The 15,970-nt window shown below is 68.2% G+C and carries 13 protein-coding genes and 2 pseudogenes; 7 read left to right on the top strand and 8 right to left on the bottom strand.

Translation table 11 applies throughout. The features are described from left to right. Positions 1-347: 347 nt before the first annotated feature. From OHA17_RS03890 to OHA17_RS03875, 4 genes and pseudogenes are all read right to left on the bottom strand, one after another. A complete protein-coding gene (locus OHA17_RS03890; protein WP_406510626.1) occupies positions 348-1,958 on the bottom strand; it encodes a GMC oxidoreductase in 1,611 nt (536 codons plus the stop codon). 425 nt (positions 1,959-2,383) lie between these two features. Beyond that, positions 2,384-2,491, bottom strand: a pseudogene (locus OHA17_RS03885) (IS5/IS1182 family transposase); the annotation flags it as partial. Positions 2,492-2,550: 59 nt separating this feature from the next. Then, entirely contained in the window at positions 2,551-2,826 is a 276-nt protein-coding gene (locus tag OHA17_RS03880) for a tyrosine-type recombinase/integrase (protein WP_406510625.1), read from the bottom strand. After that, complete coding sequence (locus OHA17_RS03875) at positions 2,790-3,461, bottom strand: hypothetical protein (protein ID WP_406504047.1); 672 nt, start codon at positions 3,459-3,461, stop codon at positions 2,790-2,792. Before OHA17_RS03875 ends, OHA17_RS03880 begins: the two co-directional genes overlap by 37 nt. 343 nt (positions 3,462-3,804) lie before the next feature. Between OHA17_RS03875 and OHA17_RS03870 the strand changes: the two are divergent. Next, a pseudogene (locus OHA17_RS03870) lies at positions 3,805-3,968 on the top strand (pirin family protein); the annotation flags it as partial. Between the two features lie 766 nt (positions 3,969-4,734). Continuing rightward, complete coding sequence (locus tag OHA17_RS03865) at positions 4,735-5,199, top strand: hypothetical protein (protein WP_406504046.1); 465 nt, start codon at positions 4,735-4,737, stop codon at positions 5,197-5,199. 207 nt (positions 5,200-5,406) lie between these two features. Here OHA17_RS03865 and OHA17_RS03860 read toward each other — a convergent pair whose 3' ends face one another. The 3 genes from OHA17_RS03860 to OHA17_RS03850 all read right to left on the bottom strand — a co-directional run bounded on the left by OHA17_RS03860 (position 5,407) and on the right by OHA17_RS03850 (position 7,878). Continuing rightward, entirely contained in the window at positions 5,407-5,544 is a 138-nt protein-coding gene (locus OHA17_RS03860) for a hypothetical protein (protein WP_406504044.1), read from the bottom strand. Positions 5,545-5,621: 77 nt separating this feature from the next. Further along, a complete protein-coding gene (locus OHA17_RS03855; RefSeq protein ID WP_406504043.1) occupies positions 5,622-6,203 on the bottom strand; it encodes a hypothetical protein in 582 nt (193 codons plus the stop codon). A 166-nt stretch (positions 6,204-6,369) separates the two neighbouring features. Continuing rightward, positions 6,370-7,878: an RICIN domain-containing protein gene (locus tag OHA17_RS03850; RefSeq protein WP_406504041.1), complete on the bottom strand. Its 1,509-nt coding sequence runs from the start codon at positions 7,876-7,878 to the stop codon at positions 6,370-6,372. Between the two features lie 701 nt (positions 7,879-8,579). On the opposite strand from OHA17_RS03850, the gene OHA17_RS03845 reads away from it, so the two are divergent. From OHA17_RS03845 to OHA17_RS03825, 5 genes are all read left to right on the top strand, one after another. Beyond that, entirely contained in the window at positions 8,580-10,031 is a 1,452-nt protein-coding gene (locus tag OHA17_RS03845; protein ID WP_406510624.1) for an amidase, read from the top strand. Positions 10,032-10,088: 57 nt separating this feature from the next. After that, a complete protein-coding gene (locus OHA17_RS03840) occupies positions 10,089-10,211 on the top strand; it encodes a hypothetical protein (protein ID WP_406504039.1) in 123 nt (40 codons plus the stop codon). A gap of 516 nt (positions 10,212-10,727) precedes the next feature. Then, a complete protein-coding gene (locus OHA17_RS03835; RefSeq protein WP_406504037.1) occupies positions 10,728-12,311 on the top strand; it encodes a UDP-N-acetylmuramoyl-L-alanyl-D-glutamate--2,6-diaminopimelate ligase in 1,584 nt (527 codons plus the stop codon). Between the two features lie 245 nt (positions 12,312-12,556). Continuing rightward, positions 12,557-14,143, top strand: coding sequence for a purple acid phosphatase family protein (locus tag OHA17_RS03830; RefSeq protein WP_406504035.1), 1,587 nt, complete (start codon positions 12,557-12,559; stop codon positions 14,141-14,143). Between the two features lie 158 nt (positions 14,144-14,301). Next, positions 14,302-14,955: a DUF6629 family protein gene (locus tag OHA17_RS03825; RefSeq protein WP_406504033.1), complete on the top strand. Its 654-nt coding sequence runs from the start codon at positions 14,302-14,304 to the stop codon at positions 14,953-14,955. 42 nt (positions 14,956-14,997) lie between these two features. Here OHA17_RS03825 and OHA17_RS03820 read toward each other — a convergent pair whose 3' ends face one another. Then, on the bottom strand, positions 14,998-15,969 hold the full coding sequence (locus tag OHA17_RS03820) for a class I SAM-dependent methyltransferase (protein ID WP_406504032.1): 972 nt from the start codon (positions 15,967-15,969) through the stop codon (positions 14,998-15,000). Position 15,970 lies beyond the last annotated feature (1 nt).

The raw sequence follows: 15,970 nt of genomic DNA, 5'->3' as shown, positions 1-15,970 counted from the left end.
TTCGGCGAGCACCCCCTCGTGCGGATCGACTGGCCGCACCCCCCTTTGATCTCACGCCGCCCACCGGAAAATCCGTAGAACCCGTCCGGCATTTCGGGGCGGGGCGAACCGACTGCCGGATGCCGTACCGGAGGCGGAGACCGGGTGCGGTGCCGGAGACCGGCGCGGCAAGGTGCCGGCGTACGCGGGACCTCCGCCACCGCGAACGCCGCATGGTGGGCTGCGAACCCCTGCCATGCGGCGGCGCATCGGCCCGCTGCGGTATCGCGCCCCGCGAAGGGGCACGGGAACCGCGCGATCGGCCGCGGACGACCCGCAGCGAACGGACCGCCATTCCAGCGGAGCGTTCAGGACGCGGTCTTGACGTCCTCCGCGATGATCCGCTCGATGTTCCGCTCGGCCAGGGCCGTGATGGTCACGAAGGGGTTGACTCCGATGGACCCCGGGATGAGCGCGCCGTCCGTGACATAGAGGTTGCGGTAGCCGGCGACCCGGCCGTACCCGTCGGTGGCCTTGCCCAGGACGCAGCCGCCGAGCGGGTGGTAGCAGAAGTCGTCGGAGAAGTTCTTCAGCTGCGGCCCGAACAAGTCGTAGCGGTACATCGTCGTGTTCGCCTTGTTGATCCGGTCGAAGAGCGACCTCGCGGCGTCGACCGCGGGCCTGTTCTGGTCCCGGGTCCAGCGCAGCACCGCCCGGTCGCTGGCCTTGTCGTAGACGAAGGTGCCGCGCTCGGGGTTCTTGGTGATCGCCAGATAGAGACTGACCCAGGTCTCCAGGCCGGCCGGCATCGGCGCGATCTCCGCGAAGACCGGGGCGGCGGGGTTGTTCCAGTCGTCGATGCCCAGGGCGGGAATCGACGACTGGTGAGCACCGGTGGGGTTCCAGACGTGGTTGGCCCGGCCGGTCATGATGTTGCCGTTGGGGCCCCAGCCCGCGCCGACCTCGGAGTTGAGCTCGGGCAGCGCACCGGTGTCCCGGGCGCGCACCAGCAGCTCGGTGGAGCCGAGACTGCCGGCGCCGAGGAACAGATGGCCACAGGCGATCTCCTTGCCGGCGACGGTCTTGCCGTCGGCGTCGATCTGGTCCACGGACAGAACATAGCTGCCGTCCGGCTGCTGACGGATCGCCTTGACCTGGTGCAGGGTCTCGATGGTGACCTTGCCGGTGCCGAGCGCGGCGGCCAAGTAGGTCTTGTCCAGGCTCTGTTTGCCGTGGTTGTTGCCGTAGATGACCTCGCCCGCCAGCGCGGACTTGGGCACCTCACCGGCGTCCTCGCGTCGCATGTGGCCGAAGTCGTAGACGTTGGGGACGAAGGTGGTGCTCAGGCCCGCCTTGCCCGCCTGTTCACGCGAGACCCGCGCGAACTTGTACCACTCCGTCTTCTCGAACCAGCCCTGGTCGATGTGGTTCACCTTGAGCATGGAGTTGGCGCGCGGGAAGTACCGCTCGTACATCTGCGAGGCGTCCACGTGTGGCAGCACCTCCTCGAAGTACGCGCGCTTCGGTACGACGGCCATGCCACCGTTGACCAGCGAGCCGCCGCCGACACCCCGCCCCACGTACACCGACATCTGGTCGAAGTGCACCTTGTCCAGCACTCCCGCATACGGGGTGATGTCCCGGTTGATCACATCCAGCCACAGGAACGAGCCCAACGGGGCCTCGGTGCGCGACTTGAACCAGCTCGACCGGCGGTCGGGCGTGAGCATTCCGCAGAAGACGTTGCCGTCGTCCGCGGGCTTGTTCCACAGCTGGCCCATTTCGAGCATGAGCGTCGGAATCCCGGCCTCGCCGAGCCGCAGCGCGGATACCGCGGCGCCGTATCCCGTACCGATCACCACGGCGGGTACGAACGAGCCGCTGTCGGCCTGCGGACTCCGCTTTTCGGCGGCCGCGGCACGCGGGGCGGCGGAGATCGTGGTCATTCCGGCGGCGGCGGCGCTACTGAGCGCTGCCATTCCGAGCAGACGGCGCCGCGACAGATGCTGGTTCTGCTGGTTGTCAAACACGCTGATAGTACCTCGATCTTCGCCAACAAGACTTTCCCCGCAGGGCTGTTCCGCGGGGCCGTCCCGGTGGGAGTCGCGGGCTGTCCGTCATCGGCCCGAGCCGCCGCGCGCCCCCATCCTCATCACGAAAGACTGCGGGAAATGCCAGAGGTTCGAGGGCCGTTGACCGCCTACAATGCGACGCCCCTCCGGATCGGCGTCGCCTCGGCGGGCGCGCGGCACCTGTCTCACCCGCCGCCCGCCGACGAGTTTCAGATCGTTCGGCAGAGGCGGGCGGCATCCGGCATCGCGGCATGGACATCTCTGCTTGCCACCGCGTCCCCTATGCGGAACAGCTGGAACGAACCGTCTTCGTTGCGCACCGCCGACTGGGGCTCCTGAGTTCCGCCGTCCTGAGGCCGCACCTTGGACGGCGGAATCAACGGCTTCGCGATCTCCCGCAACCCGTCCGGAACAATCCAACTCCACGCCCCCTGCCCCATATTGAGGTCCTACCCCGCCCCACCACATAGGACACGGTCTTAGCGAGGGCTGAAACGATTTACGTGGTGAGTCCGAGGTCGAGGAGCTTGGCCGCTTTGCCGATCGAGCCGGGCATGAGGTGTCTGTAGATCTTGAACGTGATGTCCAGACTCTTGTGTCCCATCCACTCGGCGACGTGGGTGATCGGGATGCCCTGGTTGAGGCAGTTGGACGCGAAGAAGTGCCGGAATCCGTACAGAACCATCCCGTCGGGAATGTCCACCTCACCGGCCTTCTTGATGCGCTGCCACTTGTTGCCTAGGTAGTAGTAAGGGAAGGGCTTGCCGGGGTCCAGGGGGTGGCGCAGTAGATAGCCGTCGACTGCGCCGTACTTGTCGGCGTACCAGTCGATGGACTGCCGGGTGCGGGCCGGCAGGGGAACGTTCCGTCCCGGTATTCCCCGACTTTGCGATGCTTGAGGCGCGCGTACTGGTGGGTGGTCTGGTTGACCTGCTCGGTGATTCGATAGACGTCGTTGGCCACGATGCTGCGGACGTTCACTGCCGCGGCCTCGCCGTTACGCATTCCGCAGCCGCTCATCAGATCTGAGATCAACAGGAAAGTGTCGTCGCCGGCGGTCCGTATCCCGGCCAACTGGGCGGGCGAGGGGATGACGGCCTTGGCTGGGTCGTACTGCGGTGGCTTCACGCCCGCCAGGGGCCTGGCCTCGTAGATCCCCAGCCGGTGGGCATCGAGCAGGATCGACTTGAGCTTGTCGAAGGCGTTGGGCTGCGTGGCCAGACCGGCACCGTTGCGCTCCATCGTCTTGATGAACCCGTCCACCACCTTGTGGTCGAACGAGTCCATCCGCCGGCTCTCCAACGCCGGAAAGACGTGGTGCTCCAGCAGCGAGTCCAGATGCCTCAGCGAGGAAACCTCCAGATGCCGCTGGCTGTCACGCCACTCAGCTGCGTACTCCCCAAGCCGCATCGCCCCGTACTTCGCTATCCGAGCCGCCTTGCTCGCCTGGCTGGGGCTGCCCTCTTCGCGTTGTAGATATCCGTCAAACGTGTGATCGCTGCCGTGTCAGTCTCGAACCCGGACTCAACGCGCTGTTTCCCAGCGGTGTCACGAAATTGGATCTTGTACAGGTGGGGACACTTCGGCCACTTCGCCTCAGGGCGGGTGCAGTCCTTGAAGAAGGTGCCCATGCCGTGGGCGAGGGTCTTGGTGGCCATGCTCTCTTCGACTCCCCAGGTCCGATGCTGACGTTTTGCTGACAGCTGAGGGACCAAGGCGCGCCTGACCTGTGGAAGGCAGCGATGCGTTTGGTATGTGGTGGAACTTCATCGGCCGCTCCAACGAGGACATCCAGCAGGCCCGTTCGGACTGGATGACGGGGTCGCGCTTCGGTGAGGTGAAGGGGTGCGACGGGGGCCGATCCCGGCGCCGGAGCTGTCGGCAGTGCCCCTGAAAGCGCGGGGTCGGGTGCGGTGATCTGCGCATTTGTGCGATCAGCCCGACCTGTGGGGAGCGCGGAACTCGGCTCTGGAGGTGGCCGATCGACATGGTGCGGAGTCGCTCACTCCCGGTGCGCGGGAGGAGATCTGTTGCCCAGTGTGTGACCTTGTGCGGGAGGGTGTAGTAATCCCATTGCTGACCCAATGCTGACCTTTCTGGCGGTGCGTCATGTCGACACACCGGTCTGCCGCCGCACGTCCAGTGCGCCTGAGAATCGCTCGCGACGAGGGCACGCTTGCCCCATTGCCGACCCCTGGCGTGACCGAGACCGGCAGGGGATGGCAACGAGCTCTTCCCCACGCTGCCATCGACGCTCGCTCCGCCCCTGCCTTCTGAGGGCCGTAGTACCAGTCAGGACCAGCCCAGCCCTCTGGGAGACGGTCATAGTCGACGTCGACCGGGGGAAGCGTGCGGAACGCGGCGCGGATCTTGGAGTTCTCGTGGAAGGTGCGGGAGGTCCGGGCGAGTTCCGTGTCGCCGCCGAGGGAGAGATCGACCGGCGCGAGGCGGCCGACGGGCTCCGGCCGGGGAGCGATCCCGGGCAGGCGGCTCCGGACGACCGTGGGCCAGCCGACTGGTCGCCCCTGACAGTTCACGCCCGCGAGTTCAGGTCAAAGAGTGGCACGAACACGTCATATGGGTACGGAGTGGACCCTTCCGTCGCGGCCCTGATGCCACTGTCCGGGGGCGGTGCCCGACCGAGGCACTGATTGATGAACTGCCTGACTCAAGGAGTTCGCTCGTGGGGAAGAGAGTCATCACGCTCCTCGCAACCGCCGCAATCGCCAGCCTGACACTCGTCGGACAGGCGAGCGCGGCACCCTCGAACCACACCCCCTCCGCCGCCACTGGCAAGACAGCGACGATGGGAGCCTTCTCCGACCAGACGCGCTACGCGCCCTTCACCCTCAACCACGATCAGTCGGTCAGCTCCAACACGGCCCGACTCGTGATGCAGTCCGACGGCAATCTCGTCATCTACGACGAGTTCAACCGGGCCCGCTGGGCCTCCAATACCGTCGGCCAGGGATGGACCGCCAACTTCCAGGGGGACGGCAACTTCGTCGTCTACACCCGTTCCGGGCATCCGGTGTGGGCCTCCAACACCGAAGGTCACCCGGGCTCACGCCTGGTGATACAGGACGACGGCAACGTCGTCATCTATGACGGCAGCCGCGCGGTCTGGGCATCGGGCACCAACCACTGATCCCCTCGTTTGTGGCAGGCCGGGTCCCGCATGGGCCCGGCCTCGCCTGCTCGTGGGCCTCAGGCTGCACATCCAGCAGCGGTCAGGCGCTGGCCCCTAATACCGAGGCTCGACCGTGCAGTTGGCGAATGGGCGGACGAGTGCGGTGCGGCTGGTGGTGTTCGTGCTGAGGGCCCTTGAGTTGGCGTTCGAGGGTGGACTGGCTTGCTAGGTATTGGTGGTTGGGGGATAGCCGTGGTCGTCGCTCCAGGCTGCGGCCCGCTTGGTGAGCTGCCGCAGGAACTCGGCTTCCTCGTCTGCCTGCCCGGCATGCGCAGCCTCGGTGAGCTGTCGGTGTAGGCGCATGACAGTGCCCCAGCTCGTCGGCGTATGCACGGCCGGCGTCCCGCCCACCCTGGCGGAAGCCGTTACGCATCCGCTGGTCAAGCCGGTCGGCGATGAACTGGTAGAGCAGTGTGCCGGTCTCCTGGTTGCCGCGTATGCCGCCCCGTGCACCGGTGGTGTACCGACCGTACATTGGTACGTTGGCGAACGGGGCGCGCTCGGCTCTCCTCACGGGCCGTACGTACACGCGCCGTGGGATGGGCGAGCCCTTCGCCCACCGGCCCGCTTCCTTCAGGTCCTCGTTGCTGCCCCCGGTCGGCGAGGTCGGTTGCACCGCTGGCTCGCATGCCCTGCGCGGAAACTGGGCCGCCGTTGCTGCTCAACCCGGCTGGGTTGAACCAGTGCTTGACGCGCTCGTTGACGGTGTGGCCGCGCGGGTAATCGCCCCGTTGCGTGGCTGTCTCCTTTCCCGTCGCGGTGGAGGTGACAGCGCCGTCCTTGAGTACGTGGATGATGTGAGCCTCGATGCCGGTGGGTTCAAACTCGTCCCGGTAGTCCGGGTGCCATGCGTAGCCGGAGGCTAGGTTGCGCAGGGCGTGGTTGAAGCCATCGATCAGGCCGACGTCCCGCTCGCCGATCGACCCGCGGTCGCGGTGAGGGCGCAGATCCTCGTACGCCATGAGCATCTCCATGATGCCTGCGGCGAATGACTCGGCGGGGCCGGCGTCGTCGTCGCGCTGTCGCTGACGATCGCGACCGCGCCGCGAGCAGTGGCTTGCTCCGGAAACACGGCGTCCCCTCGCCTGGTTACAGGCAGGGGGACGCTTCGTTCAGCAGTGGGTCAGGTCACCTGGTGCATTCGGCGAGGCCGATGATGAGGCCGCCGAAGACTCCGCCCAGGACGGCTTCGGGCTGCCCCAGGGCGGCACCGAGGAGGCCGAAGGTGGCTCCCTCGCCCATCTTGTCTCCGATGCAGTTCATGCGGCCCCTCTTGTCGCTGGACGCGGCAGGCCGCATCATGGCGGCCGTCTTCATCATGGTCTTCTTCGCGGCGGCCGGTGCGGCGGCTGCCTTCACCGAGAAGACCGGCGGGCTCACGGTGCCGGTGATCGTGTCGCCGGTGACGCCTTCGACGGTCTGGGTCACCGTGTTGCCGGAGACGGTCAGGCCGACCTTGTGGGTCGTACCGTTGGTGTCCGTCAGCGTGGTGGGGAGGATGGTGGCAACAGTGCCGTCGGTGTCCGTCGCGGTGACGGTGCCGTTGGACGACGTCACCTGACTTCCCGCGGGAAGGCTGAAGGTCTTCGTCGTGGTCGTGGCGAAGGTCTGCGGCTTCACATCAGGGCTGGTCGTACTGCCACTGCTGCCGGACGGGTCGGTGCTGGTGTGGGCGATGTACATCGTGGATCCGGCGGCCGAGTTGATGACGGGGACGGTGACCGTCGCGTCCGTGGTCCACGGCTGGTTGTCCGTGTTGAAGGTCCAGGTGCCGGTGACCTTCTTGCCGACGGCCGCGAAGTCGACCCACGCGTAGTTCTTCGACGGGACGTCCACGGCGATGCCGTTGATCGTCGTCTCGTCGGAGGTGTACACCGTCGTCGTGGTCAGCTGGTTGGAGATCATGGCCTGGAGCGGGACGGACACTCCCACGGAGGACGACAGGCCTACGGAGAACGCCTGCGACCATCCGGAGTGGTAGATCGTGGTGAAGACCTGCTTCATGGACGAAGCGGTGTCGTTGTACCAGACCGACGAGGCGGGCTGGCGGGGCAGCGCTGCGGGCTGCCCTTCGGACTTCTCGGTCCACGAGCAGGTGGAGGTCTTCTTGGAGCACAGGTCGGCGTAGTAGTCGAGGGCGAGGCTCTTGGCTTCGGCCGCCTTCGACGCGGGGATCGTCCATTCCTGGCTCGCGCTGCCGTTGCAGGCGTTGGGCTGGGCGAGGATGCCCCACAGGTGGAGGCCACCCCGGTTGTCCATGCAGTACTCGGTGCCGCTGCTGTCGTCGCGGCGGACGATGCCGAAGGTGTTGGGCTTGCCGTCGACGGGGCGGAAGTGCCACTGCTCGCCGTCCTTGCCGCAGGACTGCTGTACGGCGGGCTGGGAGGCGTAGATGCACTTTCCGGAGGAGGTGCTGGCGATGTTGAACGTGCCGGGATCGCTGAGCTTGATCAGGCGCCAGTTCGTGTAGTTGGTGCCGTCGGGGGTGACGGAGATCTGGTTTCCGTCGCCGGTGCCCGTCGCGTTGAGTGCGCCGTCGGTGTTGGTGAAGGTGTAGGCGTCGGTCGTCGCCGCGCTGGCCGAAGCGGCGAGGGCCGCAAGGGCGGGCGTGAACAGGGCCAGGGCGAGGGCCGGCACGGTTAAGAGTTTCGCGGTTCTTTTCATGATCGCTTTCCGTGTCGGGTCTGTGCTGTTTCTGTGGAGGTCCTGGCGCCTCGGCGAGCGTAGAACGGCGCACTCCGGAATGGCAGATTCCCGCCGAAACTGCCCCCGTGATCTAGGGCACGGCCCGTCTCCCGCACCTTCCGGATGGACACCACCGCGCACGAGTTTGACGTCGTTTCAGTTGGGGTGAGGCGGCGGTGGTCAGCCAGTTGACTGACGTCTGACACTGGCCCTCAAGGACCCGGGTCTGTGCATTGCGGCGCGCGAGTGACAACGGTTTGGAATGCTCAGCGAGACATCGCGAGCTGTCGCTCTGTCCTCTGCCGCTCCCACGAGAACGCCGCCCGGGGCGCCTTGGGAGCCACCCCGTGAGCGGCTGGCGATCCTGCCGAGTGTCGATCGGGAGAAGGCGGCTCACGCTCACGCACGGCGTGCCACCCTCCGCAGCCGGTACTCGGTCTTGTGGCCGTAGGCCATCTTCTTCGACCGCTCGCGCTCGGCAGCGGTCGGGAATGTTGGGCGGGGCCAGGGCACCGCCCGCTGCATGTCGCCATCGCCGGCGGGCGGCGGAATTGTCGGTATCCGGCGAGGAAGACGATGAGCATGGAGACGGCAATCCCGTTGCGCGAAGCGGCATTTCATGGCCTGTCCCAGAGGTCTGTACGGTCGGATTCATGGACTGGAATCTTCAGACGGCAGAAGAACTCGCGGCCGCTTTGCGTGCTGGTGAAGTGACCTCGGCGGAACTGACCGACGAGGCGATCGCCCGTATCGAGCGCGACGACAAGGCGATCAACGCGATCTGTGTGCCGGACTTCGACCGTGCACGGGCCGCCGCGCGCGGTGCCGACCAGGCGCGTGCCCGCGGTGAGGACCGGCCGCTGCTCGGCATTCCGGTGACGGTCAAGGAGTCCTACAACATCGCCGGGCTGCCCACGACCTGGGGCATGCCGCAACACCGGAACTACATGCCGCCCGAGGACGCGGTGCAGGTGTCGCGACTCAAGGCCGCGGGCGCGGTGGTGCTCGGTAAGACCAATGTGCCCTTGGGGCTGCAAGACATACAGAGCTTCAACGAGATCTACGGCACCACCAACAACCCGTGGGATCAAGCTCGCACGGCGGGCGGATCGTCCGGCGGATCGGCGGCGGCCCTGGCGTCCGGATTCGGCGCGCTGTCCATCGGCTCCGACATCGGCGGTTCGCTGCGCACCCCCGCGCATTTCTGCGGCATCTACGCGCACAAGCCGACACTCGGGCTGGCGGCGAACCGCGGCATGGTCCCGCCGCCCGCGCCGGCCTTGCCGTCAGAGCTCGACCTCGCCGTCGTCGGTCCGATGGCACGCACCGCCCGCGACCTCACGCTCCTGCTCGACGTCATGGCCGGCCCGGACCCGCTGACATTCGGCGTCGCGTACGACTTGACGCTGCCGCCCGCGCGCCATGAACGGCTCTGCGACTTCCGGGTCCTGGTCCTCGACCAGCATCCGTTCATCGCGACCGGGGACGCTGTGCGTGCGGGCGTGAACCGGGTGGCCGACGCGCTGGTCGACGGCGGCGCCCGCGTCGTACGGCACAGTCCGCTGCTGCCCGACCTGAGCGAGGCCGCGACGCTCTATACGCAATTGCTGATCTCCAGCTCCGTTGCGCGTTTTCCCATCGAATCGTACGAGCAGCTGCGGACCCGAGCTGCCGGACTGAGCACGGACGACCAGAGCCTGGACGCTGCGCGGCTGCGCGCCATGGTGTTCAGCCACCGCGACTGGATGGAGGCGAACAACCGTCGCGAACTCCACCGCCACGGCTGGCGGCAGTTCTTCGCCGAGTTCGACGCCGTGGTGTGCCCGATCACGCCCACTCCGGCGTTCCCGCACGACCACAACCCCAATCCGCTGGAACGGCGAATCGACATCGACGGCGTCGAGTACCCGTACCTCGACCAGCTCGTCTGGGCTGGCCTGGCCACCATGCCCGGCCTGCCCGCCACCGCCATACCCGCGGGTCGGTCCCCCGAGGGCCTGCCGGTGGGAGTGCAGCTCATCGGCCCCATGTTCGAGGACCGCACCCCGCTGAGGCTGGCCGAACTGCTTGAGCAGACGATCGGCGGCTTCCAGGCACCGAACTAGGGCGAACTGCCGGGAGTCCGTCGAGGGCGAGGCGCGGACCACGACGAGATCCTGCGAATGGGTGTGCTGCGGTCCCGCGTCGGCGGAGAAGTACTCCGGTTCTCACCGGCACTGAACATCACCGAGGACGCATTGGGGCACGGGCTCGACGTGATCGAGGCGGTGCTGCGGGGACGGTAGCCCGGCTCGCGGACTCGCCCATGACAGACCGGAGCCCGCCAACCCCGAAAGGGTGGCGGGCTCCGGCCTGCTCTGCACCGGGGTGGGCCGGTCGTCCCCGGGGCGGGATTCGTGCGGCTCTGTGGGACGTACACTCCACCCATGGGTTGCACATATGCGGTGAGGGAGTGCCTGAGAGGCGTCCCGCGCGTGCTGTGCCCCACTGCGCCACGGACCTGCTGCCGTGCGCTGCACGGTTTCGGCTAGCCCGGGCCGGCCGTTCCTGACGGATCCGATTCCGGTCGTCCTTTCCGCCCGCGGAGTTCTGCCGCCGCGCCGGCGCCTTCTCACAGTTCCGTTTTTCTCCAGTTGGTGCGCATTCCGCAGTCGCCCGCACCACTGAGCCGTCTGTCCCGCACCTCCCTGTCGCCCAGCCCTTGCATGTTCCCGCACCATTCCCGCGGCCCCTCGGCGTGCCGTCGCCGTTGTCGGCGACGGTTGGACGTTCGACCGGGCCGCACCCTTGAGAGGCCCCCTGTGAAGTTGAGCGAGTTGCTGGCCGGACACGACCACGAGGTTCTTCTGGGCGATCCGCACACACAGATCACCGCGGGAACGTGCTTCGACGCGCACCGCGTCTCGCCCGGCTCCCTGTTCATCGCGGTGCCGGGGCATCGCGAGGGCGGCCCCGAGGCCATCGGTCCTGCCCTGGCTCGCGGCGCCGTAGCGGTGCTCGTCGGCACTGCGACGGCCGACCTCCCGGCCTCGGTGCGGGCGACGGAAGCCGGCGTGTGTGTCGTACGGGTGCCCGACACCCGGACGGCGGCCGCAGTCGTCACCTCTCGCTACTACGGTGAGCCCGGCCGGGACATGGACATGGTGGCCGTCACCGGCACCAACGGGAAAACGTCGGTCTCGTACATGGTGGAGTCCGTGCTGCGGCTCGCCGAAGGCGCACGGGTCGGGGTGATCGGGACGGCCGGCAGCCGGATCGGCGACGCACTGATCCCCATGCCGAGATCAGTGCTGACCACACCGGAGTCGCCGGACTTCCAGTACCTACTGGGACAGATGCGCGACCGTGAGGTGAGCACCGTGGTCCTGGAAGCCACCTCGATGGGCCTCCTGAACCACCGGGTGGACCACGCCTTCATCGACGTCGGCATCTTCACCAACCTCACCCAGGACCACCTGGACGACCACGGCACCATGGAGAACTACCGGGACGCGAAGCTGCGCCTGTTCCAGGGGCTGTGCCGGCGGGCGGTGGTCAACGCCGACGACCCGGTGGGAGCCGGAATCGGGGCGATGATGCCCGGCCAGGTCACCACGTACGCCCTGGACGCCGAGGCGGACTACCGGGCGAGCGAGCTGAGCATGGACGCCTTCGGTACGCGCTTCACCCTCCACCACGACGGGCACAAGTACCCGGCGGCGATCCCTGTCCCCGGGCGGTTCTCGGTGGCCAACGCGCTCGCCACCGTGGCGGCGTGCCACCTTCTGGGGCACGACCTGGAGGGGCTGGTCGCAGCCCTCGACCGGATGCCACCGGTCCCGGGACGTTTCGAACGCTTCCAGACCCCCCGCGGTACGTCAGTGATCGTGGACTACGCGCATTCCCCCGACTCGCTGGACAAGGTCCTCACCGCCATCCGGGAATTCGCCACCAACGAGGTCATCACCGTCTTCGGCTGCGGCGGCGACCGGGACACCACCAAGCGCTCGCAGATGGGGGAGATCGCCGGTACCCACTCCGACCTGGTCGTCCTGACCTCCGACAACCCTCGCAACGAAGACCCCGAAGCGATCCTCGACCAGATCACGCCGGGCCTGGTGACGAGCGGCACCCGCTTCGAGCGGTACGCCGACCGGGGACGGGCCATCGCTTTCGCCCTGGCCACCGCCGGGCCGGACGACATCGTCCTGATCGCAGGGAAGGGGAGCGAGCCGTACCAGATCGTCGGCGAACAGCTGCTTCCGTTCAGCGACATGGCGACGGTACGCGAACTCGCCTCCGCGCAGGAGCAGTCGGGCGCCACACGGCCTGTGCAGGTGGGAGGGAGGCAGCCCGCCATCCGAGGCGGTGCCGGGGCCATGGAGGACAAGACCCCCAAGCGATAGGCCAGGCTCTGGCCAGCGGGGGTTGGGCCACCAGGTGTGAGCCCGAGCCACCTCAAGTTGCGTACGGAGCACGGTGATAGGCCTGCGGAGACCGAAGTAGCAGCCCGCTCGCCCCACTCCGTGGCCAATTGCCGCTCCGGCAAGGCCCGTTCACGCGGTGTTCGCCGTCCGTCCCTTCCCCGCTGGCTCACCTGTCGGTCTCCGCTGTCACTCTCCGGACGATTTCCGGGACTCAGGAGGCCGCAGTGACACACCCCTCGCGCAGAACCGTTCTTCGGGGCACGGCAGCCGCCGGCGCCCTCGCCACGGTGCCGGGCTCGGCCCTGCTGTGGAGCCGGCCCGCCGTCGCGGGGACCCCCGGCCCCGAGCAGGTGCACCTGCAGTACGGCAACGAGCCGTCACGTGAGATGACGGTCTCCTGGGCGAGCGGGGCCTCGGTGCGCCGGCCCCGGCTCCGACTGGGCACACCCCGCGGCGGCTTGGGTCACACGGTCCCGGCCGAGACGCGTACCTACGTCGACGGGCTGAACAAGGTCGAGACCTACACCCACCACGCGAAGCTGCACGGCTTGCGCCCCGACACCACGTACGTGTACGAAATCGTCCACGACGGCGCCTCGCCGGTCCGCGGGACCTTCCGTACCGCCCCCGGCCGCGAGCGTGCGGCGTTCCGGTTCACCAGCTTCGGCGACCTCGGCACCGGGTCCGCCTCCTGGAGCAAGTCGGCGATCCACGGCGCCGCCGCGGTGCGCCAGGTCGAGCAGTTCAACCCGCTGTTCCACCTCCTCAACGGTGACCTGGCGTACGCCAACAACAACCAGGACCGCCAGCCGCAGTGCTGGGACGCGTTCATGAACAACATGTCGGTCTCGGCGCGCAACCGGCCCTGGATGCCGGCACCGGGCAACCATGAAGTCGAGGCAGGAGGCGGCGAGTTGGGCTATGCCTCGTACCACGCCCGTTTCGACCTGCCGGACAACCAGACCCGCGACTTCTGCGGCAACTGGTACGGCTTCCAGGTCGGCTCGGTCCTGTTCCTCTCCGTCGACGGCAATGACATCGCGATCGAGGACGACGCCAGCATCGATCCGGCCACCGGCCGTTCCGTCTACATCAGCGGCTACAGCGAGGGCGCCCAACTGCACTGGCTTGAGCGGACGTTGAAGCGGGCGCGTGCCGGCCGGGAGGTGGACTGGATCGTCGTGTCGATGCACCAGTTCGCCATGTCGTCCTCGGCCGCCAGCCACGGCGGCGACATCGGCATCCGAGAACAGCTGCTGCCCCTGTTCGACCGGTACGCGGTCGACCTGGTCCTGTGCGGTCACGACCACGACTACGAGCGCACCCACCCGGTGCGCGGCACCGACCCCGGCAGCCTGCTGCGGCCCAGTGTCGTCGACGACGGACTCAAGGAAGTCGACACCTCCAAGGGCACGGTCCACCTGATTCTGGGCGGTGGCGGAACGGCCTCGCACGACGACACCTATCTCGGCGACTCCGACGGCAGCGGCATCCCGGACGCCTTCGTGCGCACCAAGCGTCTGCCGTTCAAGGCCGACCCCGACGCGAAGGAGAAGGCCACCTGGTCGGCGGTCCGCGACCCCGACACCGCCCACCCCTACGGAATGGCGGTCTTCGACGTCGACCCCGGCCGTCTCCCCGGCGGGCGCACCAGCATCACCGTCAGCTATTACCACTCCCAGGAAGCGACCACGGCCAACCCGTTCCCGACGCCGGTGCTCTTCGACCGCTTCACCGTCCACCGCAACCGCCGCGACGGCTGGACCGCCCCCGACCACCGGTCGGCCGCCAAGGCTTCGGCCGCGCGGTGACCGCCCGGCCCGGTGGGCGCGCCACGGCTGACATGGCACCAGCATGTTGTTCCTGGCGGTGATCCTCGTCCTCGCAGGAGCACGCATCTCCCATTTACCCGGACCTCGGCGGGGCGTCCGGCCCGTTCGCAGCCCAGGGCGGCCGTAGCGTTGCCGGCATGTGTTGGAGCGCGACGGCCGATCTCGTGGCGGGCACGGCCATCACGGCGGTGGGCGCCGCCTCGGTGACCCTGGCGGCCCGGCGCCCCCGTGACGTGCCGTTGGCCGCGCTCCCCGTTCTTCTGGGGCTCCACCAGATCATCGAGGCCGCGGTCTGGCACAACGGCGGTGGCACCGGGCCCGCCACCGTCGCCTGGGCGGTCATCGCGCTCCCGCTGTTGCCGCTCTGGGTACCCGCGGCCGTGTGGTGTGCCGCGCTCCCGAACGCCCACCGGCGCCTGCTCTTCCCGTTGGCAGCGGGAGTCCTGACCTCGGCGGCGCTCGTCCATGTGCTGGCGACCCGTACCGTGCGGGCCGAGATCCGCGGGCACACCGTCGGGTACTCCGTAGGACTGGCTCAGGCGGGGCTCATCCTCGCCGGCTACCTCCTCGCCACCATCGGCTCCCTGCTCTTGTCCGGCGACGGCGGCCTTGTCCTCCTCGGTGCGCTGGTCGGTGTCGGCGTGGTGGTGTCCTTCGTGCTGTGGCGGGAGGAGTTCGTCTCGACGTGGTGTGCGTTCGCCGCGGTGTGCTCGGTGGTCCTGTTGCGCTGGACGATGCGGCGTCGGCCGCCGGGCCCTCCGCCCGCGTGCGCGAGGTCGGGTCGAGCATGATCGAGGACGCCTCCGCCACCGGCCCGCGCGGGGACGGCCGGGTCAGATCGCCCCGGGGCGCCGGTGCAAGAGCTTCGGTGTCGGCAGGGAGTCGCGGCCGATGACGTTGTTCACCAGGAAGCGGCGGGCCGGGCCGACCGGGCGGGGGACCGGGCGGAAGGTCAGCCGGTGCAGATAGAACCAGCCCTCCTCGAAGACGCGGACGGCGGTCGTCATGCACGTCCTGAAGTCGTCCGTCCGCCGTCGTCCGACCAACTCCACCGCACGGTCGTAGTCCGACTCCAGGTTGGCCAGCCAGCATTGCAGCGTACGACCGTAGTGGTCGAAGTCGTTGCGCACCGCGACCAGGTCGAACAGGCCGTCGCTCGCGGCCTGCAACTCGCCCAGGTAGGAGGGGTTGCACTCGGGGTAGACCTGGCTGGCCAGGTACAGGCCGCGCAGCAGGTCAAGGTCCATCGGGAAGCGGTGCCCCCAGGTGATCGTCTGCACGACGAGCCTGCCCTCCGGGGCGAGCCACTCGCGGGCGCGCGTGAAGAACTCCCGGTAGCCGCGGACCTTGGCCCGGCCGGACATCCCGGGCCGGGCGAAGTGCTCCATCGCCTCGACGCAGAGGATCGCGTCGTAGGGGTGGGCGGGGCGGTGGTCCGCCCAGTTCTCGCAGCGTACGTCGACGCGGGGGATCGCCAGGTTCCGCGTCCAGGCGACCGAGGCCTCGCTCAGGGTGATCCCCATGACGGATTCGACGTCGTAGTCCGCGACCATCCGCTGCATCTCCCCGCCGTAGCCGCAGCCCACGTCGAGCACCCGGCTGCCCTGACGCACACCCGCCTGGCCCAGGAGGTAGTCGGTCTTGCGGAGTTGGGCCTTTTCCAGGGTGTCGTCCTCGCCGTCCCACAGCGCGCTCGCGTACGCCAGGCTCGGGCCGAGCCAGATGCGGAAGAAGTCGTCGGAGACGTCGTAGTGCTTGGCCGCGGCCGCCCGGGAGACGCCGCGATAGCCGTTCGTACGGGACATG

It is taken from the genome of Streptomyces sp. NBC_00212 (assembly GCF_045206365.1).
GTDB lineage: Bacteria > Actinomycetota > Actinomycetes > Streptomycetales > Streptomycetaceae > Streptomyces.
The sequence above is the reverse complement of the archived record's forward strand: the minus strand, read 5'-3'. Positions and strand labels throughout refer to the sequence as shown.

What these genes read in the sequence shown, in the direction of transcription:
- OHA17_RS03860 (WP_406504044.1), bottom strand. Translation starts at nt 5,544, where the DNA reads ATGCGCCTACACCGACAGCTCACCGAGGCTGCGCATGCCGGGCAGGCA.
- OHA17_RS03875 (WP_406504047.1), bottom strand. Translation starts at nt 3,461, where the DNA reads ATGCGGCTTGGGGAGTACGCAGCTGAGTGGCGTGACAGCCAGCGGCAT.
- OHA17_RS03890 (WP_406510626.1), bottom strand. Translation starts at nt 1,958, where the DNA reads ATGGCAGCGCTCAGTAGCGCCGCCGCCGCCGGAATGACCACGATCTCC.
- OHA17_RS03855 (WP_406504043.1), bottom strand. Translation starts at nt 6,203, where the DNA reads ATGGCGTACGAGGATCTGCGCCCTCACCGCGACCGCGGGTCGATCGGC.
- OHA17_RS03840 (WP_406504039.1), top strand. Translation starts at nt 10,089, where the DNA reads ATGGGTGTGCTGCGGTCCCGCGTCGGCGGAGAAGTACTCCGGTTCTCA.
- OHA17_RS03820 (WP_406504032.1), bottom strand. Translation starts at nt 15,969, where the DNA reads ATGTCCCGTACGAACGGCTATCGCGGCGTCTCCCGGGCGGCCGCGGCC.
- OHA17_RS03845 (WP_406510624.1), top strand. Translation starts at nt 8,580, where the DNA reads ATGGACTGGAATCTTCAGACGGCAGAAGAACTCGCGGCCGCTTTGCGT.
- OHA17_RS03825 (WP_406504033.1), top strand. Translation starts at nt 14,302, where the DNA reads ATGTGTTGGAGCGCGACGGCCGATCTCGTGGCGGGCACGGCCATCACG.